25 protein-coding genes and 1 riboswitch are annotated in these 26,249 nt (G+C 47.5%); of the genes, 12 read left to right on the top strand and 13 right to left on the bottom strand.

The annotated features are described in order from the left end of the window. Position 1: 1 nt before the first annotated feature. The 3 genes from HGH91_RS28280 to HGH91_RS28270 all read right to left on the bottom strand — a co-directional run bounded on the left by HGH91_RS28280 (position 2) and on the right by HGH91_RS28270 (position 5,613). Entirely contained in the window at positions 2-3,535 is a 3,534-nt protein-coding gene (locus HGH91_RS28280) for a TonB-dependent receptor (protein WP_247651868.1), read from the bottom strand. Positions 3,536-3,816: 281 nt separating this feature from the next. Beyond that, the gene (locus tag HGH91_RS28275; RefSeq protein WP_168742615.1) at positions 3,817-4,968 is read right to left on the bottom strand and encodes a FecR family protein; all 1,152 of its coding nucleotides are present in this window, start codon (positions 4,966-4,968) and stop codon (positions 3,817-3,819) included. 87 nt (positions 4,969-5,055) lie between these two features. Continuing rightward, positions 5,056-5,613, bottom strand: a complete 558-nt coding sequence (locus HGH91_RS28270; RefSeq protein WP_168742614.1) for a sigma-70 family RNA polymerase sigma factor — start codon at positions 5,611-5,613, stop codon at positions 5,056-5,058. Positions 5,614-6,037: 424 nt separating this feature from the next. Between HGH91_RS28270 and HGH91_RS28265 the strand changes: the two genes are divergently transcribed. The 3 genes from HGH91_RS28265 to HGH91_RS28255 all read left to right on the top strand — a co-directional run bounded on the left by HGH91_RS28265 (position 6,038) and on the right by HGH91_RS28255 (position 10,891). Continuing rightward, positions 6,038-7,813 (top strand): sensor histidine kinase, encoded by a 1,776-nt coding sequence (locus tag HGH91_RS28265; protein WP_168742613.1) that lies wholly within the window; start codon positions 6,038-6,040, stop codon positions 7,811-7,813. Positions 7,814-7,826: 13 nt separating this feature from the next. Continuing rightward, positions 7,827-8,264 carry a GNAT family N-acetyltransferase gene (locus HGH91_RS28260; protein ID WP_168742612.1) on the top strand — a complete coding sequence of 146 codons (438 nt, stop codon included), beginning with the start codon at positions 7,827-7,829 and terminating at the stop codon, positions 8,262-8,264. A gap of 194 nt (positions 8,265-8,458) precedes the next feature. Then, a complete protein-coding gene (locus tag HGH91_RS28255; RefSeq protein ID WP_168742611.1) occupies positions 8,459-10,891 on the top strand; it encodes an ABC transporter permease in 2,433 nt (810 codons plus the stop codon). A 40-nt stretch (positions 10,892-10,931) separates the two neighbouring features. Here HGH91_RS28255 and HGH91_RS28250 read toward each other — a convergent pair whose 3' ends face one another. Beyond that, entirely contained in the window at positions 10,932-11,963 is a 1,032-nt protein-coding gene (locus HGH91_RS28250; protein ID WP_168742610.1) for an RNA ligase family protein, read from the bottom strand. 421 nt (positions 11,964-12,384) lie between these two features. Between HGH91_RS28250 and HGH91_RS28245 the strand changes: the two genes are divergently transcribed. Then, positions 12,385-13,455, top strand: coding sequence for a 3-oxoacyl-ACP synthase III family protein (locus HGH91_RS28245; RefSeq protein ID WP_168742609.1), 1,071 nt, complete (start codon positions 12,385-12,387; stop codon positions 13,453-13,455). Positions 13,456-13,531: 76 nt separating this feature from the next. Here HGH91_RS28245 and HGH91_RS28240 read toward each other — a convergent pair whose 3' ends face one another. The 3 genes from HGH91_RS28240 to HGH91_RS28230 form a co-directional block, all read right to left on the bottom strand. Then, positions 13,532-15,703, bottom strand: coding sequence for a TonB-dependent receptor family protein (locus HGH91_RS28240; protein ID WP_168742608.1), 2,172 nt, complete (start codon positions 15,701-15,703; stop codon positions 13,532-13,534). Between the two features lie 146 nt (positions 15,704-15,849). Next, the gene (locus HGH91_RS28235; protein WP_168742607.1) at positions 15,850-16,614 is read right to left on the bottom strand and encodes a LytR/AlgR family response regulator transcription factor; all 765 of its coding nucleotides are present in this window, start codon (positions 16,612-16,614) and stop codon (positions 15,850-15,852) included. Beyond that, complete coding sequence (locus tag HGH91_RS28230; RefSeq protein ID WP_168742606.1) at positions 16,589-17,617, bottom strand: sensor histidine kinase; 1,029 nt, start codon at positions 17,615-17,617, stop codon at positions 16,589-16,591. Before HGH91_RS28230 ends, HGH91_RS28235 begins: the two co-directional genes overlap by 26 nt. Before the next feature lie 254 nt (positions 17,618-17,871). Here HGH91_RS28230 and HGH91_RS28225 point away from each other — a divergent pair, with 254 nt between their 5' ends. The 5 genes from HGH91_RS28225 to HGH91_RS28205 all read left to right on the top strand — a co-directional run bounded on the left by HGH91_RS28225 (position 17,872) and on the right by HGH91_RS28205 (position 21,374). Then, on the top strand, positions 17,872-18,807 hold the full coding sequence (locus tag HGH91_RS28225) for a heme-binding domain-containing protein (protein WP_168742605.1): 936 nt from the start codon (positions 17,872-17,874) through the stop codon (positions 18,805-18,807). A 7-nt stretch (positions 18,808-18,814) separates the two neighbouring features. Then, positions 18,815-19,249, top strand: coding sequence for a hypothetical protein (locus HGH91_RS28220; RefSeq protein WP_168742604.1), 435 nt, complete (start codon positions 18,815-18,817; stop codon positions 19,247-19,249). 23 nt (positions 19,250-19,272) lie between these two features. After that, the gene (locus HGH91_RS28215) at positions 19,273-20,040 is read left to right on the top strand and encodes a DUF1223 domain-containing protein (RefSeq protein ID WP_168742603.1); all 768 of its coding nucleotides are present in this window, start codon (positions 19,273-19,275) and stop codon (positions 20,038-20,040) included. Between the two features lie 86 nt (positions 20,041-20,126). Next, positions 20,127-20,930: an alpha/beta hydrolase gene (locus HGH91_RS28210; protein ID WP_168742602.1), complete on the top strand. Its 804-nt coding sequence runs from the start codon at positions 20,127-20,129 to the stop codon at positions 20,928-20,930. 21 nt (positions 20,931-20,951) lie between these two features. After that, a complete protein-coding gene (locus HGH91_RS28205) occupies positions 20,952-21,374 on the top strand; it encodes an organic hydroperoxide resistance protein (protein WP_168742601.1) in 423 nt (140 codons plus the stop codon). Positions 21,375-21,434: 60 nt separating this feature from the next. On the opposite strand, the gene HGH91_RS28200 is transcribed toward HGH91_RS28205, so the two are convergent. Then, a complete protein-coding gene (locus tag HGH91_RS28200; protein ID WP_168742600.1) occupies positions 21,435-21,815 on the bottom strand; it encodes an acyl-CoA thioesterase in 381 nt (126 codons plus the stop codon). Between the two features lie 236 nt (positions 21,816-22,051). Then, a riboswitch (cobalamin riboswitch) is annotated at positions 22,052-22,245 on the bottom strand. A gap of 180 nt (positions 22,246-22,425) precedes the next feature. Here HGH91_RS28200 and HGH91_RS28195 point away from each other — a divergent pair. From HGH91_RS28195 to HGH91_RS28185, 3 genes are read left to right on the top strand one after another with little or no spacing between them, the layout of a single operon-like run. Continuing rightward, a complete protein-coding gene (locus HGH91_RS28195; protein ID WP_168742599.1) occupies positions 22,426-22,785 on the top strand; it encodes an ArsR/SmtB family transcription factor in 360 nt (119 codons plus the stop codon). Positions 22,786-22,789: 4 nt separating this feature from the next. Beyond that, complete coding sequence (locus HGH91_RS28190; protein WP_168742598.1) at positions 22,790-23,278, top strand: SRPBCC domain-containing protein; 489 nt, start codon at positions 22,790-22,792, stop codon at positions 23,276-23,278. Between the two features lie 9 nt (positions 23,279-23,287). Further along, on the top strand, positions 23,288-24,178 hold the full coding sequence (locus HGH91_RS28185; protein ID WP_168742597.1) for an alpha/beta fold hydrolase: 891 nt from the start codon (positions 23,288-23,290) through the stop codon (positions 24,176-24,178). 60 nt (positions 24,179-24,238) lie between these two features. Here the strand turns inward: HGH91_RS28185 and HGH91_RS28180 are convergent, their stop codons facing one another. The 5 genes from HGH91_RS28180 to HGH91_RS28160 form a co-directional block, all read right to left on the bottom strand. Continuing rightward, complete coding sequence (locus tag HGH91_RS28180; RefSeq protein WP_168742596.1) at positions 24,239-24,646, bottom strand: hypothetical protein; 408 nt, start codon at positions 24,644-24,646, stop codon at positions 24,239-24,241. A gap of 179 nt (positions 24,647-24,825) precedes the next feature. Continuing rightward, positions 24,826-25,005, bottom strand: coding sequence for a hypothetical protein (locus HGH91_RS28175; protein ID WP_168742595.1), 180 nt, complete (start codon positions 25,003-25,005; stop codon positions 24,826-24,828). Beyond that, a complete protein-coding gene (gene gwsG, locus HGH91_RS28170; protein ID WP_168742594.1) occupies positions 24,983-25,756 on the bottom strand; it encodes a grasp-with-spasm system ATP-grasp peptide maturase in 774 nt (257 codons plus the stop codon). The genes HGH91_RS28175 and gwsG overlap by 23 nt, the downstream gene beginning before the upstream one ends. Positions 25,757-25,783: 27 nt before the next feature. Then, positions 25,784-25,957, bottom strand: coding sequence for a hypothetical protein (locus tag HGH91_RS28165; protein ID WP_168742593.1), 174 nt, complete (start codon positions 25,955-25,957; stop codon positions 25,784-25,786). A gap of 88 nt (positions 25,958-26,045) precedes the next feature. Then, on the bottom strand, positions 26,046-26,231 hold the full coding sequence (locus HGH91_RS28160; protein ID WP_168742592.1) for a hypothetical protein: 186 nt from the start codon (positions 26,229-26,231) through the stop codon (positions 26,046-26,048). Positions 26,232-26,249 lie beyond the last annotated feature (18 nt).

Raw genomic sequence — 26,249 nt, 5'->3', positions numbered from 1 at the left:
TTTAAAATCCAAAACGAATACCCAGGTTATACTGCTTTACGGTCGGGAAAGTGCTCACATCGTTACTGCCATTGATTAGGCTGTAAGGATTGTTACTCACTTCCGGATCTGGCCCGGGATATTTGGTGATGGTAAACAGGTTGGTAGCCGACATATACATAGAGGCATCCCGGATATGCATTTTGGCAGCTACTTTCGCCGGCAGCTGGTAACTGAGTGTGATGGATTTTAATTTGAGATAAGAGCCATCAAATACTTCTGCGCTGGAATTATAATTATATCCATTTTGCGCCAGCATCAGCCTGGGGCGGTCGGAATTTGGATTTTCCGGCGTCCACCTGCCCAGGATACGTGTGCCTTTGTTGGTGTACTCCTGGAAGCTCTTGTACTGGACATCTGCCAGGTACAGCATTTGGCCACCATAGGAGAAGGTGAGCAGCGTAATGAGACTAAAGTGCTTATAGGTAAATGTGTTGGTAAAACCGCCAAAAAACTTAGGCTGTGCATGTCCGATCACATACTGTCCGGGGAAGCCGGTACTGTCTAACTTATACATCGGGTCACCTATGCCCAGGTAGGGAGCGAAGTACATATAATACGTATATGCTTTTTTATAGGTGTCTAACTGTTCCTGTGTACGGATGATACCTTCAAATTGCTTACCATAGAAAAGTCCGAGCGGTTCATTTTTTCTTACAATACTATTCCCCAGGGAAAAAGCATTGATATCATTGGGATCAGAGAAATCCTTGTCGATATCCGTTACCTTAGAACGATTGCCTGACAGGTTGATGGCGGCTGTCCACTGGAAAGATTTATGCCTGATGATATCTGTCCGTAAATCTATCTCCAGGCCTTTATTGCTGATGTTGGCGATGTTGGCCACAACACTACCATAGGAGGAACTTGGCGCCAGCGTGGTAGGCAGCAACAACCCGGAGGTATGCTTCTCATAATATCCCACTACCCCACGCAGGCGGGAATTGAATAATTCAAAGTCCAGTCCCAGGTCTTTCTGTAACGTAGATTCCCATTTGAGCCGGCTATTTCCCAGTTGTGTAGGGATCAGCGCATTGGTACCTCCATAGGAACCGGGTGTATACAGGGTATAATATAAATTGTCGCCGAAGTTCTGCGTACCTGTGTAACCCGCACTGGCTCTTAATTTCAACTCATTCACCCAGTTTACATGCTGCATGAATGGCTCCTGGGAAATACGCCAGGCGATACCACCGGAAGGGAAATAACCTACGCGGTTATGTTCCGGAAATTTGGAAGAAGCATCAGAGCGGCCGGTAAAAGTAAAGAGGTATTTTTCTCTCAGCGCATAGTTGGCACGTACATAAAAACTCAACAACGAGTTTTGGCCGGAAATCCCTGTAGAAGGGAGTGTAACAGCGGCTGAAGAAAGATTATTGAGAAATTTATCATCCGGGAACCCTTGTCCTGACGCGGAAAAAGAGTTGAAACGGTATTTCTGCCAGGAGGTACCACCCAACAGGTTGATGCGGTTGTTTTTATTAAATTGTTTATCCCAGGTAAGGGTATTTTCGAAAAACAGGTTCACGTCTTCTGTCTGCGCCTGCGAACCGATACCGCCATTGGAGCTGCTGGTGCCATCCGGAGAGGCTATTACCGCGGTGCTGGGCTCATAGTTCAGCTGGTGGTAGTTATTATAGTTGACAGACAGGGTACTTCTGAATTTCAGGTCTTTCAGGATATCGTAGTCGCCGCTCAATGACCCGATAAGGGACGCCGTTTTACCCTGGTTGATACCATCCAGCAATACCAGCGGGTTTTGAAAACCCTGGTAGTCGTAGGCGCCCACCTGTGATCCCTTGAACTGGTAGATGCTACCATCAGGGTTATAAGCCGGTAAGGTAGGCGGCGCAAACAACGCCTGTGGATAAATACCGTTGGTAATATTATTTTTAGTGAACCCATAATCCAGGTTGGTAATTACCCTAAAGCGCTGCGTAATTTCATTATCCAGGCTTATTTTACCCGAGATACGGGAGAAGTCGGTACCTTTTAACACCCCATCCTGCTTCGTATAGGCGAGAGAGGTATAGTACCTGGACCCTGCGCCACCGCCACGTACAGAGATATCTGCATTGTGCGACACGCCATTACGTAATACCAGTTTGAGCCAGTCGGTATTGGCCGTGCCCAGGAAACTGGGATCAGTGAGGATAGCGGTTGCCTTGGGATCCGGGTTTGCACCGGCTTGCGCTTTGGCATCGTTCAGATTTTTCGCTGCTTCTTTGATGAGGCTTAGGTACTGGCTGGCATTCAGGAGTTTTTCCTTGATAGGGGAACTTACGCCTGCGTAGTAGTTGGCTTCCAGCACAGGCTTTTGATTCAGCTTTCCTTTTTTGGTAGTGATAATCACCACGCCGTTGGCCGCCTTGGAACCATAAATAGCCGTGGCAGAAGCGTCTTTAAGGATATCGATGCTTTCGATATCGTTGATATTGAGACCAGCGAGGCTGTTTAATCCGCGGGAGAAGGAGCCGGAAACGCCGTCATTCCGGTCGTCGCTACCGCCGCCTTCCACCGGGTTTACCACTTCCGCCTGGTTCTGGAGATACCGGTTTTGTATTGTTACCTGCACCCCATCGATGATGTATAAAGGATCGTTCCCGCCCAGCAGGGAGGTACCGCCACGGATGCGGATTTTGGCCACGCCGCCGGGTGAGCCGTCGGCCTGTACCACCTGTACGCCGGCGGCTTTACCGGCCAGTGCCTGGTCGATGCTGGCGAAAGGAACGTTCTTCACCTCTTCTACATTGACAGAGGCCACGGAGCCGGTGAGATCTTTCCGTTTGGTGCTGCCATAACCGACTACCACATATTGATTGAGGTCGTCGACTTTGGCCTTCAGCTCTATTTCCAGCTGGACCCTGCCTCCCAGGTTGAAGGTTTGTGATTCGAAGCCTACGCAGGACACCAACAGGGTGGCATTCCTGGTTACCTCCTTCAGGCGGAAATGCCCGGTGGCATCCGTAATAGCGGCCGTGTTGCTGCCTTTTACGCGAACAGAAACACCCGGGATGGGCGTCCCTTTGGCGTCCACTATTTTCCCTTCCACTTCCTGCGGGGGAACTGGCTCGGTTGCCGTGATTTCCGTCGCCGCTGTTTTGCGGGAAATAACGATGGTGTTGCCTTCCATGTCGAAAGTCAATGGCTTATCCTGCAGCAGCTTTCCCAGGGCTACTTTCAGTGGTACTTCTTTCAGCTGTGCCGACACTGGCGTGATATCCGACAGGTCTTTGCTGCGATAAAAAAATACGAAGCCGGTTTGTTGTTTAATAATACTGAATACCTGCTGTAAAGGCATATCCTTGCAGGACACACTGACCGTTTGTGACAATCCCTTGGCACAAACGTGCAGGGCCAGTACCGTTAAAAAGAGGGCGGTCAATTTCATTGCTCTCCAGATTTTGGTGACATAATCGCTCCCTGGTTGATGGGAATACGCGTTGCTGAAAGACGGGTCGTTGTGATGCCCGCTGCGAACAACATTAATTTTCATACCTTAGATTGGTTTTTGGTTGACAAAATGCTTCTAACCGCTTTTTTAAGCAGTAGAATCGTTTTCCTGAATGAGTTAACCATTACTAAAACCTGGTGCGGACGCCAATCTTGACACCAGGTTTTTTTTATGGATGAACATAATTAGCCCCTGTCCGGTGGACTCTTGTCGTTCATAGCACGAAATTTGACAGGATAGCAATCGATGCAGGCGTTGGTGGTGCCTGGCATCATGGTGGCTGATATTGGTGGTATCAGCAATGGTTGGTGATTGGTTTTTGATTATGGATAAATGATAAGCTTTCTCCCCTCTTCTACTTTAAACTGAATCTTTGCCTGCGCCAGTATTTTCAGTAGTTGTTCCTGTGTCAGACTTCTGCCAATCTCCCCTGTAAACCTCTCTTCCGGAATCTTGCCGGCATAGCTCACTTCTATATTATACCACCTGGACAATTGTCGCATTACGGTGGGTATATCTGCATCATCGAACGAAAAGTAACCATTCTTCCAGGCCATCACATTATTCACATCTGCTTTTTTCACAAAGACGATCTCCTCTTTGCCGGGCATTACCCTGGCTTGCTGACCGGGGTCCAGCTGTTTATACTGGCTGCCGGCTCTTACCAGCACCGCGCCTTCCAGCAAGGTGGTATTCATGGTACTTTCATCCGGGTAGGCATTCACATTAAAATGTGTGCCCAGCACCAGTATTTCCATATTGTTGACCTTTACCGAAAAGGGTTGATGGGCATTCGGCGCCACTTCAAAATATACTTCCCCGGTAACGGTCACCGCTCTTTCTTTACCGGCAAACGCCGTAGGGTAGCTGATAGAAGAGGAAGCATTCAGCCAGGCATCGGTGCCATCGGGGAGCTTGATTTTAAACTGCCCTCCCCGGGGCGTGCGTAGTACGTTGTTGCTCACAGCTTCCGCCACGGGGCCGCCATGCTGGTAAATAATTTCCCCTTTACCGGTTTTCTGTACTTTACTGCTTCCCTGTATGGTGGCCCATCCGCTGCCGGTGGTATCCAGGTTCACTACCGAACCATCGGACAGGGTAAGGGTGGCTTTATCGCCCCCGGGCGCTATAGGTAAAGCTTTGGCAGCTGTACTATTTTTAGGTTTACTGGTAGAGACATAATAGGTAATACCTGCTCCCAGTAATAAAACCACTGCCGCGGCCACTCTCCAGCTTTTGTAAAATACCGGGCGCAAACGGGGCTGGCTTTCGGATGGCAGCGTTGCCGCCAGCAAACGGGCGTGCATGCGCTGTTCCAGCGATGCCTCCGTTTCACCTTCTGCGGCCGCTATATGCACGGTTAAAGTCGCCTCGTCGTAGGCATTGTACCATTGCAACAACCGGTTCGTTTCTTCCTCGCTGGCTTTCCCCGCGAGGTACTTCTCCGATAGTATGGCCAGCTCTTTAGTTTCCATCCACAGTCATGATTTAATAAGGTGCTATATAAGTAGAGTAGGAAAATGGATGCCCTACCCTACCTCTCCGGAAAAAAAATTTTTCCGCTACAGTACCAGGGTGTGAAAATAGTTCCGGAATTGTACGCGTAAACGCTGTAAGGCTTTGGTGATATGTTTTTCCACCGCTTTCTCGGAGATCTGAAGCTCGGCGGCAATTTCTTTGTTACTCATTCCCTTTTCCCGGCTATATTCAAAAACGATCCGGCATTTTTCGGGTAGTTGTTTTAGCTGCTCCTGCATAGATTGCTGCAGGAAATGGATGGTGGCCACATCGTCGGTTATAGCCTGCACCGCTTCCGGCAAGGCTTCTACCGGTGTCACCGGCATCAATTTCGATAGTTGTGTAAACACCGCGTAGCGGCTGGCGGTAGCCAGGTAGGCCGGCAAAGACCGGATAATCGTATGTCCTCTCCGTTGCCACAGGCCGGTAAGTACGTCCTGTACCACATCTTCAGCCAGTTCACGGGAGCGTAAGCGATCATATGCCAGTACGTACAACCGCTTCCAGTAGCGGTAATATATAGTGGTAAAGGCGTTGTGATCATCTTTACCCATCATCTGAACCAGCTCTTCATCAGCAAAATGGGAGTAATCGGTCATCATCTCACCTATAAATCTATTACATTAATGGCATAAAATGCCAAACAAGATAAAGACTTATTTATGAAAGTTATATAAAAACGTTGTTGTATGTAAAAAAGAATACCTGCGCCCCCCGCGCAGGTATTCAAAATAAGGATTAGATAATATTTCAAGGCGATATCAGTCAGGAACGTGCATCCTTCCATACCTTATTAAAAGTAAAAAGAAAAGTATTAACAATGGCAGATAATCAAATTTGCAAATTACACCGCAATACATAGCTGGTATACCTTCACCATACGAAAGCCCGGCATTTTCCAATAAAAAAATGTAAATTGTACATACCTATTAATACGACATGAATATACCCAAGCCAGGACCCTTCCTATTATTAGCGCTATTACTATTTTTAATAATCAATAACGCGATCGCTCAATCTAAAGAAATGTGGGAAGAAAGGGCACGGTTGTCATCCATCAAAGACAGCATTGCACTCGTTAACGCGCTGAACCGGGTAGGAATACTTTACCAGGTCAAAAACGTAGACAGTGTTTTTTACTACGGGCTTAAAGCCAAAGCCCTGGCGCACCACATGCACTATTTTAAAGGTGAAACGGATGCGGATAATGTCATTGCTATTGCGCTTGCCAACAGGGGGCTCACCAGGGAAGCATTGAACTTATTTAGTAGTGCACTGACAGGTTACGAGCGAATGGCCGATACTGCCAACGTTGTACAAATGCTCATGAACATGGCAATCACCTATTCGCAAATAGCCGATACCGTCAAATCCAGGACTTACTTCCACCAGGCCATGGCCATGGGCAGCCATTTGCAGCAAGACAGCATCATGAGCCTTTTATATGTCGATTACTGTACCTGTACCCCGTCCCTTAGCGCCGACAGTATCAACTATTACCTCGATAAATCGCAGGCCATTGCCCGCCGGCATAAGACGGAATGGATTCCCATTATGATCATGCAAATGCAGGCGAACGTCATGATCAGCGAGGGAAAGAAAGAAGCCCTGCCGTTACTGAAAGAAAGCCTGGACAAATGCCGGCGACAGAACAACGAACTACTTGAAATGAATGGTTTATCCGGCATTGGCAGCTATTATGATCCAAGTAACCCCGATAGCGCACTCAAGTACCATTATGAAGCCTATAACCTTGCCCGGAAAACGGGATACGACAATATGATGGTACCGGGCGCACAGGCAATACTGGCTGCCGCAAAACGGACCGGCAACGCAGCCAATATCAGTCGCGCACATGAACAACTTGAAAATGCACTCACGAAAGAAAATGACAACCTGAAAAATTTCATCGGCGACTATGTTAAATACAACAATATCGAAGGAACAAACAAACTACTCACCATCAGCAATCGCAATAAAGAATCGAAAATCTGGTTATTAATTGGCCTTTGCAGTATCTGTGCATTACTCGCTATTTTCACTTACCGGCAATACCGGGTGTCTAACCGGCTCAATAAAAAAATAACGGAACAAAATAATTACCTGCAAACGACGCTTACTGCCCTGGAACAAAGCCAGGAAGACAATACGAGGATCATGAAAATAGTAGCGCACGACCTCCGCAACCCCGTCGGCGCCATGACCTCCATCGCTTCCATGATGCTGGAAGAAGGGAAGCAGTCGCCCGACAACCAGATGATGCTGGACCTTATCAAAACTTCCGGCGAACGTTCCATGGAAATGGTAGACAGCCTCTTAATGATGCACAGCCGCTCCGAAGAACTGAAAAAAGAGAAAGCTGACATATACGATATGCTTCGCTACTGTGTGGATCTATTACAGTTCAAAGCAGAAAATAAAAAACAGCATATCCACCTTGGCGTCGCACACATAACGTTATCGATCAACCGCGAAAAAATATGGCGGGTCATGAGTAACCTTATTACCAATGCTATTAAATTCAGTCCGGATGGCGCCGACATTTTCGTTCACCTGGAAGAAAAATCCCACGAAGTGGTGATTACCGTGAAAGACAACGGAATAGGCATTCCCGATAACATGCAGGACAATATATTCCAGATGTTTACTACCTCCAGGAGAAAAGGCACTGCAGGTGAACATTCCTTCGGATTGGGCCTGGCCATATCCAAACAAATCGTAGAAGCACACAAGGGGCGTATCTGGTATGAAAGCCAGCCAGGCAACGGAACTACTTTTTTTGTGGCACTTCCTACAACATAAAATATTTACTCCTATGATCATCAGAGAAGCCAGGCTCCACGACATTCCCCAAATACAAACCGTGAGAAATGCGGTGAGGGAAAATATGTTGTCGAACCCCAACCTGGTCACCGACCAGGACTGCGAAACCTTCCTGTTTACCCGGGGCAAGGGCTGGGTATGTGAAATTGGCCGGCAGGTAGTAGGATTTTCCATTGTTGATTTACAGGAGCACAACATATGGGCCCTGTTCGTTCATCCAGAATTCGATAAACAAGGCATCGGCAGGCAACTACATGACGTGATGCTGGACTGGTATTTTACGCAAACGGATACGCCGCTGTGGCTGGGTACCGCACCCGGTACCCGGGCAGCATCCTTTTACCAGAAAGCGGGCTGGAAAGAAACAGGCGTACATGGAAAAGGCGAAATCAAATTTGAAATGACAGTTGACCAATGGCGGCAACTGTAGTGACGTGCTGACGGCACAAAGCAACCGGCTTTACCACCGGCATGCAAACATGTAGGTCCCCGGATGTCCGGTTCCGGACGTTTAATCGTTCGCTGGCGGACAAAATTCGCCGGCTCATCAGCGCCCAAACGTTGACTGCCCTGCATTTGAAAGGACGGCAATATTCTTGTACCGGGACCCAAAAAGCAACTCTCATGTTAAAGAGCTACTTTAAAATTGCCTGGCGGAATTTGTCCAAGCAAAAAATGTATGCCGCCATTAAAATTGGCGGATTTGCCCTGGGTATTGCCGCATGTTTACTAATCTTTTTATATATCGTAGACGAAGTGAGCTATGACCGGCAGATTCCGGGTGGCGACCAGGTCTACCGCATATTAGGTACTTATAGCGACAACGGTAAATTAAATAAAGGCACTGCCTGGCCCGCGCCACTGGCCAACACCGTTGAAAAAGATTACCCGGAAATAGAAAAGGCCGGACGATACCTCGATAGCCCAGGCTGGGGTGATGGCGGCAACAGCCAGGTACGGCGCTCCGACCAGACAGAAAACAATTATGAAGAAGGGCTGGTATATGCCGACCAGTCCCTGCTCGATATCTTACAGCCGCATTTCATTTACGGCGATGCCTCGCAGGCACTCACCGCCCCCAACACCATCGTTATTACGCGGAGCAAGGCGGAAAAGTATTTCCCGGGCGAAAATCCCGTGGGCAAGCTATTGGTACTTAACAACAAGATAGACAAGCCTTACCGGGTAGCCGGCGTTATTGAAGATTTCCCCGCCACCACCCACTTCCGCCATAATTTCCTGATTACCCTCGCCGGCGTTGAATTCTGGCCGGGAGAACAAACTTTCTGGCGCGCCTCCAATTACGCGACTTATGTGAAACTGCGGCCAGGAACGGATTACAGTGCACTTGAAAAAAAGATAACTACCGGCATTATCGAGCATTACTTTATTCCTGCTATGAAAGAAGTAGGCGATGTAAATGTCGCCACCCTGGCAAAAAAAGCCGCGCTTGTTCTTCAACCACTGCGGGACATTCACCTCCGGTCAGATGGTGTTGATGATGGCCTCCACCACGGCGATATACGCCTGGTATGGCTCTTTGGCGCCGTAGCGGGCTTTATCTTATTGATTGCCTGTATCAACTTCATCAACCTGGCCACCGCCCGGTCCGCCGGGAGGGCCAAAGAAGTAGGGCTCCGGAAAGCCATTGGCGCACAACGAACCGGCCTCGTATATCAATTTCTCAGTGAATCCCTGCTATACAGCCTGCTTTCCTTTTTGCTGGGTATTACACTCGCCTGGGTGTTACTGCCTTTTTTCAACACCATGGCCGACAAATCACTCACTATTCCCTGGCAGGCGGGGTGGTTTGCCCCCGGAATATTCCTGGCCGCCATTCTTACCGGAATAGTAGCCGGGCTGTACCCGGCATTTTACCTGTCGGCTTTCCAACCGGTATCTGTACTGAAAGGCACGACGACCGCCGGCAGCAAAAGTGCCGCGATACGCAGCGGCCTGGTGGTATTTCAATTCACCGCCTCCGTAGTCCTCATTATTGCCACGATGATCATCTACCGGCAAATGGGGTATATGCTGCATAAGAAGCTGGGATTTGACAAAGAACAGGTCATGGTGATACAGGGCGCCGGTACCCTGAAAGAACGGGCGCCCGAGCTCAGGAAAGCCCTGTTGCAGGTACCTGGGGTGAGCAATGCCACCGTAAGTGGTTACCTGCCGGTAGAAGGTACCCGCCGCGATCAGAACGGATTCTGGAATGAAGGTAAACGGGAACTGGAAAGTGAGCTGCCTACACAAATATGGATAGTAGACCAGGACTATGTGAAAACCCTGGGCATAAAAATAATAGCGGGGCGCAATTTCTCTGCTACCATGCCTACCGACTCCCAGGCCGTGGTGATTAACCAGGAGATGGCTAAAAAACTGTCGCTTAAAGATCCCATCGGGAAACGCGTATCGAATGCCTGGACCACCTATACGATTATTGGCATGGTAGAAAACTTCCATTTTGAGTCCATGAAACAATCCATTGGGCCACTTTGCCTGAGACTGGGCAACAGCCCCGATATCGTGGCCGTGAAAACCCATACCGCCGACTTTCCCAAATTGATTACTGCCATCACCGGCGTCTGGAAAGAATTTGCGCCGCATCAGCCTATCCGTTATACCTTCCTGGATGAAAACTTTGCCAGGATGTATGCAGATGTACAACGTACCGGCAGTATCATTACCACCTTTTCCATACTGGCGGTTATAGTGGCTTGCCTTGGATTACTGGGACTATCGGCCTTTACAGCAGAGCAACGTACCAAAGAAATAGGTATACGCAAAATATTGGGCGCCAGCGTACAAAACGTGGTGATATTGTTATCAAAAGATTTCCTGAAACTGGTGCTGATCGCCATTATCCTGGCTATTCCGCTGGTATGGTATGGCATGCATCGCTGGCTGGAAAATTTTGCCTACCAAACCGATATCAATTGGTCTTTGTTCGTAATAGCAGGCCTGATCGCGCTATTCATCGCGCTTTTCACCGTTTCGTTCCAGTCCGTCAAAGCTGCTTTGATGAACCCTGTGAAAGCGCTCAAAACAGAATAATACGTATAGCCGGGGTAGTTATCCCGGCAAATTGAGTAAGTCAGGCCATACCCGCCATCCACTCAATAATACGGGCCCCGATCCGGTGGCGCAACCACTGCACCTTATCCGCCTCCAGGTCTGCCAGGAGATTATCGTGATCGATGTTGAAATCGGCGAAGATATCGTCCAGGAACTCCTGCCGGATATCACTCACCCGCTGCGTATTGGTGAAATCGAGGCGACCGGTTTTTGAAATGGCGCTGTTCAGCCTGTTTTCCGTGATATAGGCGGCCATTTCTGTTACCAGGAAGGACAGCTCTTCCGACCGGGAGCTGACGCCGGGAATAAAGGACCATTTCTCTGCTTCGTGAAACTTCTTTTCTTCGTCGAACTCGGGATTCTTGAGCTTAATGATAGGACGAATGCCCGGCTCCATGATATCACTATGGCGCAAAGGCTTGATCACCACACCCTCCATCAGGTTGGTACTTAGCTCCGGCAACTGCAATTGCCGGGGAATGGTGGAGTCGATCCGGGTATTGAAGTTGAGTACTTCGTTTATTTTACCGGAGAATAATACCCTGGCGTGAAAGATGCCAAAGCGCTCAAAATAGGCCAGGGCCACCTCATAATCGAGGTAGGTTTTCAGGCCCGTTCCGGCTGTTTCCAGCGCAATATCGAAGGCGCAGAAACGTATCGCAGGACTATAATACACACCGGTTTGGATGGCCTGTACATTCGGATCAGGCGCCACCTCCGGGTGAGGATATTTGCCCCCAAACAATTCACCATACAGAATATATCGGCCGGCCGGCCTATCCTGCTTCAGCTGCTCAAACAGGGCCAGTACCCGGTCTTCCATTTCAGCGGCAACGGCCTGGAAACTGAAAAAATCGTCTGTCCATTTCAGGTAATCTTTTCTTTTGGCATATAGTAGCTGGTGGTTCTCATACACAAAGCTGAAATTAGCGCCATGTATTTTTTCCGTGACTACCCACTTTAATTTATTCAGATCCTGTTGCGCTTTCTCTGATAGGTGAAGGCCTTTCAGGTTTTTGGGCATTTTCTCGTACTCAGCATTTGGGTTCATATTGGTTACTCACATCTGGCTGACAGGCAATATAAAGCTTTCGGGAAAATTTCAATCGCATATTTCTCAAATCACTTCAACGGCTGTACGTACAGTAATGTAGTCTTAATGGCAGTTGCTGATAGCAAAATAATGTTGCATTTTTTGAATTTATTAGTGTATCTTCCAGTATATCAGGCTCCTGCCTTTGCATTTTCTGATCTAGTCTGGATTATTTCTTTTCTTCCTCAGTCCCGCTTTTCCAGCTGCCTTATTTTTCACTTCACAACTTTTGTAATATGGACATTCGCGATAATAATTCATTTATCAAACTAACAAACAATTATTCATTCATCAGTTGTACGGGGTAGAAAAGCTGTACTGTATTACCATATAGCCGCCAGGCTTATATAACAACTCTCAATTTAAAGTGAATACGAATATGTTTCAATCTGTTATTACCGGATCGGGCGCCTATATACCGACTGAAATAAAAAGAAATAATGATTTCCTGGATCAGCAGTTCTATGCCGACAATAAGCCTTTAACACAACCAGCCCAACAAATCATTAAAAAGTTTCAACAGATAACCGGGATTGAAGAACGCCGGTACGTTGTACCCAATATCAACACATCAGATATTGGCTTTCTCGCTGCAGAAGCTGCCATATTGGATGCCGGCATAAACCCGGAAGAAATAGACCAAATCATCGTGGCACATAACTTTGGGGATGTCCAGGAAAATGGCAGACAATCAGTCATGGTACCGGCTATTGCCTGTAACATTAAACAAAAACTGGGTATCTTAAATCCTAACTGCATTGCCTATGACCTTATCTTCGGCTGCCCCGGCTGGCTCCAGGGAGTTATCCAGATGGACGGTCTTTTCAAGGCTGGCATGGCAAAAAAGGCGTTGGTAATTGGCGCTGAAACCCTCTCCCGGGTTATCGATAAATACGACCGGGACAGCATGATTTTCAGTGATGGCGCCGGCGCCATCATCATGGAATCAATAGAAATGCCGGAAAAACAGCAAGGAATCCTTTCCTCCTGTGCCCAGACTTATTCTTATTCGGAAGCAGATTATATCAATATGGGCATATCATTCAGCCCTGTTCCGGATCCCGAAAAGATGTATATCAAAATGCTTGGCAGGAAAGTGTATGAATTTGCATTGCTGCATGTTCCACAGGCCATGAAACTATGCCTGGACAAGAGTGGCATGGCTATCACAGATGTAAAGAAAATCTTCATTCACCAGGCTAATGAAAAAATGGATGAAGCCATTATTGAACGTTTTTATGCTTTATACGGTATCAGCACGTACCCGGAAGATGTACTGCCTATGTGTATTCAATGGCTGGGAAACAGTTCAGTAGCCACTATTCCCACGCTATATGACCTGGTGCTTAAACATCAGATACCGGAACATGCGCTGGAACCGGGCGACCTGATTATGTTTGCTTCTGTGGGTGCGGGGATGAATATTAACGCGGTGTGTTACCGGTATTAACATTCCTACTCAACAAAATAAAAACCGGGACCACTTCACAATGGTCCCGGTTTTTTTATTCCCCAGGGAGGCATTGCTAAAATCTCGCTGCCACGCCTGCGTAAAAACTCCTTCCATCGGAAGGGATAATACCAGGGCCTGGATATTCATCAGTACGACGGGTAAAATAGGCCTTGTTGGCGAGGTTATTAACACCGGCTTTTAATGTATACCGACTGATTTTATAGGTGGCACTTATATCCATAACGGTATAGGCAGGAATATAGCCTGCAATGGGATCTTCACTGAATTTTGCATTGGTGGCATCCCCATAGGCATCCCCTACATTATTCAGCTGGAAGGTAGCGGAGAAATGAGGGTCGCTGTAAATGAGCCCAACACGATTGATATATTTGGCAGCGGCCTCCACACGATTGTTCTTAAACTCGCCTGATGTATATTTTGCATCTGTATAACCGAAAGCGTCAAAAATGCTGATACCCTTCCTGGAAGCAGGATGCAGCCATTTCAATATATTCAGTTCTACATAGCTTTCCACCCCCTTATGTACGCTGTTGGCTACATTAGTGCGGAGTGTATAGGGATTTCCCCGTTCATCGTTGAGTAGCACCGTGCCAATCCTGTTGTTATAGGCGAGATAAAACAAACCGATATCGAAGTTCAGGAAATTTTTCACGGTGCCCCGGTATCCCAGGTCAGCATTGAATCCGGACGCATCTTTCATATGCGGATCTATCTTCGATGTAATACCTATTGGTGTGAGCTGCGAATAATCTACCGGGCGGTAGGCCTGGCTGATATTTGCATATACATTGGTGTAGCTGCTGGTTTTATACTCAACCCCCAGACCGAACAGCGGGAAACTGCGCGATTTGCTATCGTTTGTAAAAACCTTTTCACCATCGGTGATATAGCCTTTGGCCGTGTTTTTCAGGTACTCCAGCCGGAAGCCGGGCGTAACAGATAACTTTTTCCCGATCCGGAAAATATTTTCAATGAATGGCGCCACATTGGTGGTGGTAAAGTCCAGTGCATATTCATATTCGCCATTCACATGCAGATCGAAATCACTGGCGGTAGTACCTTCACCGCCACCCTGTCTTTTAAACCATGCGTAGCTGTAACGCATACCTCCGGCCAGTGTATTATTCATTCCTCCCAACTGGTAGTGATGTAACAGGCGCACTTCCGTGGTGGTGTTATGCATTACTTCGTTTTGTACTTCCCGGGGAATGTATTGTCCCGTTGCCGGGTCTATGGTATCCAGCACCCCAGGGCCGCCATCTTCATTTCTCCATACCAGCGCCCTGCTGCTGAACAGGTAGGTAGTTTTTACATGTAGTGCTGTGGCCGGAGAGATGTCGTAGTTAAGATACCCCGTGATCACATTCCAGGGGCTTTTCAGCCAGTTACGCGCACGGAAGGAAGAACGCGGATCAGCATGAAACATACTGTCGTTAAGCCCTCCGGGCATTTTAATACGATTGCGCAACAGTGAATATTCCACTCCCACATTCAGCTTATCGGAAGCATTATATTGCAATCTGCCATAGCCGGTAAACTGCTGCTGATGGCTATTAGGGCGATAACCATCCAATGTGCGGTATTGCAGGAAGCTATAGTAGCTCCATTTTTTGATGGTGCCTGAAAAAGCGTGAAAGGAGTTAAACAGCCCAAAGCTGCCTGCCGTTTGTGATGTGTAGTATTCAAATGGCTTATCGGCTGGAGGGGTATGTAAAACATAATTTACCAGTCCCCCGAACTGTGATCCAAACTGAAGCGACGCAGCGCCTCTTACCATTTCTACACGGCTCACGGCTTCCATGGGCGGCAGATAATATGCTTCGTTATAGCCGTAAATATCTGAGGAGATGTTATAGCCATTTTGCCGGGTGTTCATCTCAATGCTTTGGGTAGGATTGAGTCCACGCGTAGCAATACCATTGGCGGTAAAGCCGCCGGTTTCCGTTTCAGTGATATTCAATCCGGGTATACGTCCCAATATCTGGCGGGTATTGTTAATGGCTTTATTGGCATCCAGGCTGTCCACTTCTATCACCTCATTCTTTTTGCCGGCATAAATAACTCCGTCACTTTCTTCCGGCAGGTGGCCGGTTCCCCGTACCGTGCGAATACCTTTTACCCTGATATCTTTCAGGTAATAAATCCTGGTTGAATCTGTATGCCGCTGTGCGGAGACCAGCACCGGCAATAAAATAAAGGGAAGCCCCGACAATAATTTGCGCATAAATATCTGATGTAATACAAAGGTCGATCAGCTATCAGCGGGCAAATGATCAAATCGGGAAATTGATTTGCGCAATCAGGAAAATTATCAAGCAACATTAAAACCAGCTTAAAATTTGCTTAAAAATAAGGACAAAACAGGTCTATTTACCTATTCTCCATCCACTGCAAAAACTGCGTGATCTTCTCCTTCCCTATCACCAATGGCTCCGGCGTAACAACATTGAGCTGCAAGGCCAGTTTTCGTGCCGAGTAATGTTCCACCTCTTTGATGGCATCGAAATTCACCAGGTACTGGCGATTGAGCCGGTAAAACTGCCGGGGCGACAATTGCGACTGCAGCTGCTCCATGGTTTGTGAAATAATGTATTTCTGGTCCTGGAAGGTGACGATATACGGCGCATCGTATTTGATGTAGATGTAGGCGATGTTGTCGGTACGCACGGTGATGTACCGGTTATTATGAAAGACCAGGAAACTGGTTTTGCCTTCATTTTTGTCGAGCCGTTTAATCAGCTCCTGCCAATCGGGCTGGGCAGATTTTTGCTGGAAGAAGTTCCGGAAGTTATCTGTTTTTTCGAAGGCAGCCTCCAGGTCGGCCACTGCGTATGGTTTCAACAGGTAGTCGACCCCATTTGATTTGATGGCATCCATGGAATATTCTCCGAAGGCGGTACAGAATACTACCGGGGAAGATATTTTTACCTGTTTAAATATTTCAAAGCAGAGGCCATCGGCCAGCTGCACGTCCATAAATACCAGGTCGGGCGGCTCGTGGGCCGACAAATAAGCCACGGCGCTTTCCACGCTGTGCAACATAGTTTCCACGGTGGCAGCAGGCCTTACTTTGGCGATCATGCCGGCCAGCGACTTAGCGGCTTTTATCTCATCTTCTATTATGACTATCCTCATGGATGATGGGTAATTTTACTTCAAATAGGTCTGTACCAGGGGTGATAATAATATTCTTATTGAGCAGGTGCTGATACCGTTCATTGATATTATCCAACCCAATCCCGGTAGATGCTTCTTTCGTGATCTTTGGCTGCACATTATTCGTCACCACAATATACTCGCCTTCTGAATAAATGCTGATCTGCAGCGGCTTGTCCGGCGCTACAATATTATGCTTAATACAGTTTTCCATCAACAGCTGCAGCGTAAACGGCGGTATCATGGACTGCTGGTGCTGCTCGGTGACTTGTATATCTACTTCAATGCCTTCTTCAAAGCGGGCCTTCAGCAAAAAGAGATAGGCCTGCACAATCTTCATTTCTTCTGAAAACCTGATGAGATCCAACTGCCTGTTTTCCAGCGTAAACCGGTAAAAATCGGATAGCTTGAGGATGAAGTCCACGCTGTTTTCATCCTGGTTTTCTACCATGTATTTCAGCGTATTTAAAGTATTAAAGAGAAAATGTGGGTTTACCTGTTGCCGTAACAGCTCAAATTGTGCCGCGAGGTTATCCATCCTGGTACGTTCCAGCTCAATGCTCACCCGCTGGTTCTGGTAGGTTTGGTACAGGAGATGGATAAACATATAGAAGGTGAGATTGATGAGCACCCCTCTCACTTCAAACATGAGCATCACCGGGCCAAAGTTCAGGTGTGTTAAGATCAGCTGTTGTACATAAGACAACAGAAACATCACCACAATACCTACCACCAGGTTTTTCACGAGGGGATACATAGAAAATCCCCGGTTGATTTCCTGGGAAGTATATACCGGCAGCGTGAAGATATTATAATACCAGACAAATACGGAGAATATAAAGGTGATCGCCGAGTTCGCGATGGTTTCATAAACGTTGAAGGTATGCTGGATCAGGCTGGGCAATGATACAATGACTCCCAGGAACAGGGAACTAAACCATATGACCCGGCCGGAAATGTTGAATGTATTTTTTTGCTTCATAACGCCTCAAAGATATACGGATTTAGGGGGTGTAGGACAAAAAAGGATGGCCAACCCGGCATTTTTGGTCCTGACGACGGCATTCCCCAGGTTTAACAGGACCTGCCACCGCGCCTGGCGTGACTGACCGTAAAACAAGGATGTTTTTCCAGGTGCGTTTTTGTCCGGTACAACCGCTTAATTGCCGGGTATAGGGTATTGTGTTTCCCCGGGGAGCCTGATTGCTGTCTCTTTGTGATGTAATACTTCGACACATGAAAACATCCAGGCTTCTTAAAATTGCGCTGCTTACTACGGGCGCACTGAGCATAGCGGTAGCAGCTATTTCCTTTACCACGCAGGTAGTGGAAAATCCGCCGGTAACCGGCGAAATCAATGCACCTGAAGAAGTGAAACAGCTGTTCAGACATGCGTGTTATGATTGTCATTCTAACCACACCCAGCTGGCCTGGTATGATAAACTACCTGTAGTGTCGGGTCTTGTCAGGAAAGATGTGATAGCTGCCCGGGAGCACCTCAACTTCTCAGAATGGGACCGGCTGAGTCCTGCCCAGCAGCAATCGGCCCTATGGGAAGCCTATAATATGATCAATTCGGGTACCATGCCGCTTCCCTCCTATGCCGCCCTGCACAGCAATGCCAAGGTAACGCCGGCGGAGCTTTCCGGGCTCCGTAATTACCTTAATACCAAACGGGTAAAAGTGGTACCGGATAGCGTAAAAACAGCCCAGGCGCGGCAACAATGGGAAAAAGCGACGCCTGTCCAACTCCCCGTATCGGTAAATGGTATCCGCCATATGCCTGAATTCCGCCAGTGGCAGGTGATGAGCACCACCTCCCGCTTTGATAATACCACGATGCGGGTCATGTTTGCCAATCCGGTTGCCATGCAGGCTATTAAAGAGAAAAAGATCAATCCATGGCCTGATGGAGCGGTGATTGTGAAAGTAGTATGGGAAAAATCCATAGACGTCAACGGCAATATTCATCCGGGTAAATTTCTGAACATACAGTATATGGTGAGAGATGCAAAACGCTACCAGGACACCGATGGCTGGGGATATGCCAAATTTGAAACACCCGCTTTAAAACCTTATGGCGCCACGCCCATGACTTTCCGGGAATGCAGCTCTTGCCATCGTGCTGCCAACAAAACAGGCGGCATCTTCGATCTTTCCACTTTAAACTAATTCGTATATGCGTTACTTATATTTTATTCTCCTCGCTGCCGCTTTGATGAGCTGTTCCCAGGCGAAACAACACATACCCGCTATCAGACCTTATGCATTCAACGACAGCGGCTACCAGGTGATTACCACCGTTATCAATGAAAAGGCCAATTCGGTAGCCATGCTGTATGGCAATAAAGCCGCCATGCACTTACCATCCACTGGCGCCATATACAAACTGGTTACCTACCGCGAACAGGATAATCAATCCTGGTATGGCAGCTACATCAACGGGGAACTGTTAAGCGTGGAAACAGTAGATATGACGCCTGTTACCAACGGACAACCACCCGCTTACCAGTTCAGGCCGTACAACGGCGCCACTGCCGCCAGCGACGCCGCTGCCAGAACCGCCTTCATACAATCCTTACAACCAGCCTGGTATCCTTGTGATCCACAATAATTCACTACTAAAATATTCATCTCATGAAATCACTGATCATCACTGCCATCTTTTCGCTTAGCAGCCTGCTGGGCGCCTGCACCAATGTACTGGGCAACAACAACGGACCGTTGGTAACTAACACCGATAGCACCAAAGGATTTGCCGTAGTAGAGCTGTTTACTTCCGAAGGCTGCTCCAGCTGTCCGCCTGCCGATGAACTGCTGGCCAGGCTGGAACAGGAAAGCAACGGCCAGCCATTATACCTGCTAGCCTTCCACGTAGACTACTGGGATCACCAGGGCTGGCGCGACTCCTACAGTCAACATGCCTTTTCTGAAAGGCAGCAACAATATGCTTCCTGGCTGGGACTGTCCACCGTGTATACGCCACAAATGGTGATCAACGGCAGTCGTGAAATGATAGGCTCCGATGTAACTGCCGTAAAGCGGGCAGTCAACACCGCGCTGGATCAACCCGCAGGCGCCAGCCTGACATTGCAGGCGCGTTCCGCAGCGCGCCAACTGGAAGTAAACTGGCAGTTATCATCTCCCCGGAAAAATACCCACCTGCTGCTGGCACTGGTACAAAAAAACGGGCAAAGCCAGGTGAGGGCCGGCGAAAATGCCGGCAGAAAATTATCACATGTACAAATTGTACAACAGCTCACGACGGTGAATACTAAGGAAAGCAATCACGCCACACTCCCGCTTCCTGCCGGGTTTAACAACGCTGACTGGGAACTGATTGGCTTTGTGCAAAACGATACAAACGGGAAAATTATCGCGGCCACCAAAGCAGACCTTCACTAATTGCCGAAACACCAGGAATATTTACCAACGCTATTATCGAAGCAGCCGGCCTGGCTGATTAATCCACTAATAAAACAGCACAAAAAATGAAAAAAATGTCTTTACAGCGTATCCAGGAAAGTTTACGATTCACCGCTTTCCTCCTGCTATGTCTTCCTGCGCTAGCTACCATGGCAGCTTCCGATGGCAACGATCCACATACAAAGGATATCAGGAATATTGTTTTAGTACATGGTGCCTTCGCAGATGGTTCCGGTTACAAAGCATTATTCAACATTCTCACTGCCAAAGGGTATCATGTAACAGTGGTGCAAAATCCGCTTACGTCATTGAAAGATGATGTGGCCGCTACCCAGAATATCCTCGACAAACAAGACGGCCCCTGTGTGCTGGTAGGACATTCCTGGGGCGGTACCGTAATCACCGAAGCAGGCACACATCCCAAGGTAGCAGCCCTGGTATATATTGCCGCCTTTCAGCCCGACAAAGGTGAAAACACCGCGCAGCTGGCCGGTTCAGGACCTGCCACAGAACCTTCAGGCATCCTTCCTCCCGACGACAAAGGCGTGATTTATTTTGATGCAGCACAGTTTCACAACGGCTTTTCAGCAGACCTGCCCATCGAAACCTCCAACTTCATGGCTGCCTCACAGGTACCTATTTTTGCAGCATGCTTTGGCGCTCCCGTATCGCAGGTAGCCTGGAAAAATAAGCCCAGCTATGGGATTGTAGCAACCGATGATCATGCCCTGCACCCAGATATACAACGCCGCATGTATAAAAGAGCGGGCGATCATATTACCGAAATCAAAGGCAGTCACGTCGTTTTTATCTCCCAACCAGAAGCGGTGGCCAATGTTATCATCGCCGCTGCACATACACAACAATAACTTCACAAAAAAACATTTTATATGCAAACAATCAACACGCAAGCAAGAACATTGTACACCGGCAAAACACATACTACCGGCGGCCGCGAAGGAAAGGCTATCAGCACCGATGGGCAACTGGATATTTCATTGGGAGCACCTGGCAGCGGCAAAGGTACCAACCCCGAACAGCTGTTTGCTGCCGGATGGTCGGCCTGCTTTATTGGCGCTATGGGATTGGCCGCTCATGCGTTGAAAATTAAACTGCCGGAACAAACCGCCGTTAATGCGGAAATAGACCTGGTGCTGAACGACGGACAATACAGCTTACAGGCACGGTTATACGTAGCGCTACCCGGATTGGAAGCATCGCTGGCACAGCAGCTGATTGATAGCGCGCATGCCAATTGCCCTTACTCCAAGGCCACGCGAAATAATATACCGGTGAGCATTTCATTGGTGTAAACGATATAAATATGATAAAAGCCTCCCCCGGGCGGGGAGGCTTTTATCATATTTATATCATCAATCAATTTTTACCGGGCGCTTGTCGTTGTCAATGGCCACGAAGGTAAATTCTCCTGTGATGGCCTTCTCCCGCACTGTTGAGTACATTTGCTCGATAAACACCTCTACTCTTACTTTGAGGCTGGTATTACCAACAAACGATACGATACCTACCAACTCGATAATGGTACCTGCGGGAATAGGTTTGGTAAAGTCGATACGATCGCTGCTCACCGTCACCATTTTCTGGCGGCTGTAGCGGGTGGCGGTGATAAAGGCTACTTCGTCCATCAGGGCCATGGCAGTACCGCCAAACAACGTATCATAGTGATTGATACTATCGGGGAATACGGCTTTAAATATCCGGGTAACAGATTGATCTATCTTGTCCTGGTTCATGTTATTATTTTTTTATAAGAATAATTCCACAGGCTGCCTATCCGCGGGTAGCCAGGATGGAGTGTTTGCATGCTGCATCTTTTAATTTGATAAAAAATCAGTTAAAAGCTCTTTGATACATCAGCAATGCTGCAAGAAAAAAGTAGTGTGAGTGATACGCATAATGATTCATTCCGGCCCCTGCGGGGGCGGGCTAAAGCGTATATCAGTTCAACAGCTGCTTCATTCCACGAAAGCATTGTCAATTGCATAAAGGCAGGTCTCCTGGCTTGTAACATTTTTACCGTCCTTCCCATCTCTATTCAACAGAGACAGTGGACAACAAGGGTAAAAATTTTCTGGTTACTTACAGTTGCGGGACAGCTTGCGATTTACACGCAATTCCCTATTAATCCCACGTGATGTGGGAACCTTTGCTGCTTGATAAAAGGTGAAGAAAGAACTTAAGGGCGCAAATTAGGATATTTTGAAGGATTTAAAAATAACGCTGATCGAAATGGCAGGGTGGCCCCATTTTCCCCCGTTTGTAATTATTTCATACGCGCCGTTCAAAAAAAATTTGTGCAAGTGAATACTTGCATATAAATTTGCAAGCAAATACTTGCATATCATGGAAGCACGCAGAGATGTTTTTCAGGCCATTGCCGATCCAACACGACGGGCCATCATCGGGATGATAGCCCGGCAACCCGTCAACGTCAACACCATTGCGGAGCAATTTGACGTGAGCCGCCAGGCTATTTCCCTGCATCTTAAAGTCCTCTCTGAATGCGGACTGCTACATATAAAACAATCGGGCAGGGAACGCTTCTGCGAAGCCAAACTGGAAAGGCTCAATGAAGTACATGAATGGGTAGCCCAATACCATAAACTATGGACAGGCAGGATGAAAGCCCTGAAAGACTTTATTGAACAGGATGAAATACCGGCACCTTCGAAAAAAAACAAACGTACCACCTCTAAAAAATAGTATCATGGAAAATCGCGTCAACAATAACGAAGTATTCATCGAAGAAACGTTCAATGCCAGTGCTGAAAAAGTTTTCAGCGCATGGACAGATCCTGATAAATTAATGAAATGGTATGCCCCGGAAGGCTGTACTATCTTCTTCAAAAAACTGGATATAGCACCGGGTGGGCAATTTCATTCCTGCATCAGGAACCCGCAATACGGCGACTGCTGGGCCATTGGTGAATACAAGGAGATCCTGCCCCATACAAAAATTGTATTTACGCTAGTCAATGCAGATGAAAACGGTCAGCCTATCAACCCCGTAGACGTCGGTATGGACGCCGACTGGCCCGGCGCTACGCTGGTAACCGTCACCTTTACTACGGAAGATGGGAAAACTAAATTGCAACTGCATCAAACTGTTTCCCAGGAACTGGCAAAGAAAACCGGCGCCTATCCCAGCTGGCTGCAAATGCTGGATAAAATGCGGACATTACTTCATCAAAACTAATGACATCAGATGAAAACATTCACTATATACATCGCTGCGGCATGGCTGCTGCTGTCGTCGTTCAACAATATCCGACAGGTAAGCACTACCCCGCCATCAACGAAAGATAGCCTTCCCAACAAATATGGTTATGCGGATGTGAACGGGATTAAAATGTATTATGAAATTTATGGAGAAGGAAAGCCGCTGGTACTGCTCCATGGCGGCGGTTCTACCATTCAAACTACCTTCGGAAGGGTAATTCCCCTGCTGGCGCAGCACCGGCAACTCATTGCCGTGGAACTACAGGCACATGGCAGAACCAGCGACCGGGCAAAAGACCTCACCTTTGAACAGGATGCCGACGATGTAGCTGCGCTGCTGCAACAGCTGCATATCAATAAAGCCGACTTCTTTGGATTCAGCAATGGTGGCACCACCACCCTGCAAGTAGCCATCCGCCACCCGGAAATCGTCGATAAAATGGTGCTGGGTTCTGCGTTGTACAAACGCAATGGCATGCCTCCAGGGTTCTGGGATTTCATGAAACAGGCACAGCTGAGTAATATGCCCGCCGAACTTAAAACCGCTTATTTGCAAGTGGCGCCTAATGCTGCCGGGTTGCAGAACATGCACGACAAAGATGTAAAAAGAGTGCTCAACTTCAGGGATATACCAGATGAACAACTCAAGGCTATTCTTGCCCCCGCGCTGATTATCGTTGCCGACCAGGATGCTATACAGCCCGAGCATGCGATAGCCATGCACCGGCTACTGTCTCATTCCGCACTCGCCATTATACCAGGCGTACACGGGGAATATATTGAAGAAATAACGACCCTGAAATCCGGCTCCCATGAAGCCGATTACGTGATTCCCATGGTTGAACGATTCCTGGACAAAGAAACAGCGAAGCAATAATATTTACAAAAAAGTGCGCCTGTACAACCGTACAGACGCACTCACCCCCTATTAAACAATTTATTTTTCTGCGGAATTCCGTTGTAAGGATTTCAGCAACTTGTTGTATGTAGAGAAATCTCTCTCCGGCTGATTCTCCAACCAGCCATAGGTAAGCCCCTGTATCCTCCCCTGGTAGAAATCTGCATCTTCCGGATACATATTCAGTCCTTCATAATATTTTGCCAGGAACCATTCGTAATTAGCACGGTCTTTCCTGCTGGCAAACCCTTCACCTTCCTGGTAGCCGTAGTTATACTCCCGTTCAAACGTTGTCAGCACCGGTGCGGTCTGAGGAGGGTTAGGCGGAGGAAGCGTCTGGGCGCTTACAGCTAAAGTACCGAATACGCCTATTAACAGCATCGCAGCTATTTTAGTAACTGCATTCCATTTGCTGCACAGCTTTTCTTCTCGTGTTTTACTTTCCATAAAATAGTGTTTTAAGGAATAAATTTAGCACTCCTTACTATGAGGGAATAGTACAAAAACGACAATCCGATTGACCATCTATTCAAACCGCAACAGCTTCCTCAACTGGTAAAAGAATCGTTCTATCAGCCGCAGATCCTGCGTCACAACGTCTGCATTGCCTTTTAATCAGTGCAAGATCAGAATTTGGAAATCGCTTTATAAAAACTAAATAGCTCGAAGCCATCTGCATTGATCTTCCGGGCTTTCTCAAATTTAAGAATGGGCCCTGCCGGCTGTGGGCGGCTTTTATCGAGGAAGTACAGCGATAAGGGTAATCCTTTTTTATCTTTGAGGTTACTGGTAAATTTCTTCTTCATATATGCTATTTTTATGGAGCGCCTGGGCTAATTTCTTCTCCAGGAAATAATTACAGGGATAAGACACCATGCCGAACTGACCTGCGGGGTTGATCTCCAGGAAGTAGTAGTTCCCGTGCATATCTACCATCAGGTCGATAGAACCGGTACGGAAACCTAATGATTGCATCAGTTGGTGCAACTGCTGTTCCAGCTCCGCCGGCAATTGATACGGCACTGTTCTGTTGGGGCGTTGCGTATCATAATCACGGAAATCATCTTTTGTACGTTTATTGTTTTGGGAGAAGATGGCCATAGAATAACAGGTTCCTTCCAGGTACACGGTACGGATTTCAAATTTCTTATTAATTTTTTCCTGTACCAGGGAGGGAAAAAATTGCTCAGGTACTGCCTGTAGGTTAGCAGGACTGATCGTTTTTGTCAGCATCTTATATTGCCCACCACTGGCATCTTCCAGGAAAATGCATTCACTCAGCGGCTTTACAATCAGTTCGGGGTAGGTATCCAACCATTGAACGATCATTGCTTTAGTAGTAACTACTTCTGTGAAAGGCGTTTTAATCCCGTATTTACAGGCCAGGGCCAGCACGTGCAATTTATTGAGGTTATCTTCTGAGATGGGGTCATTCAACCATTTCTGCCGGTCGATGGTATGAAACAGGTAAGCGTACAGCCCGTTAAATTCATCTACCAGGAAGCGTTTGATGGTGTATTGCGTTTGGAAGTCGGGTTGTTTGAAACTATATTTCACCGGAAAGCTGTTGATCTTTCTCCGGTACTAGACCGCTGCTATGCTGGCGTTGTCCGGCAAATCGGCCAGGCTTTGAAAATGGAAAAAATCCTCTCCATTCACCCGCAGATAAGGTATCTGCAAATGGTTCATCCACTGGCAAACAGCGTCTGTAGCCCCTTCCAGGTGCGACTGACTTAATATGAGGATCTGTTGTGACATAAAAATATGGTGTTGAGGAGTAAGAACTGCCGGCATCACCGGCAGTCCTGTAATTTCCGTTCCTTATAATAACGGAAGAAGGAATTTGCTATTTATCACGTTTGTGATCGCACAGATAAACGTCTGGTCCTGAATAGTGGGTAGGTGAGTGAACAGTGGTTCCGCCAGATTCACCGCTATCTTCCAGTGATTCTTCCATTAAAGCCAATCTACCACCTTTGATGGTTTCCAGGGATTCTACTTTCTTAGCATTCAGTTTCTGTAACTTGTCCATTTTTTTAAATTTTAATGG

Origin of the sequence: Chitinophaga eiseniae (assembly GCF_012641265.1) — a bacterium.
GTDB classification, from domain to species: domain Bacteria; phylum Bacteroidota; class Bacteroidia; order Chitinophagales; family Chitinophagaceae; genus Chitinophaga; species Chitinophaga eiseniae_A.
Note: the sequence above shows the minus strand (reverse complement) of the source record. Positions and strands in the feature narration are given on the sequence as shown.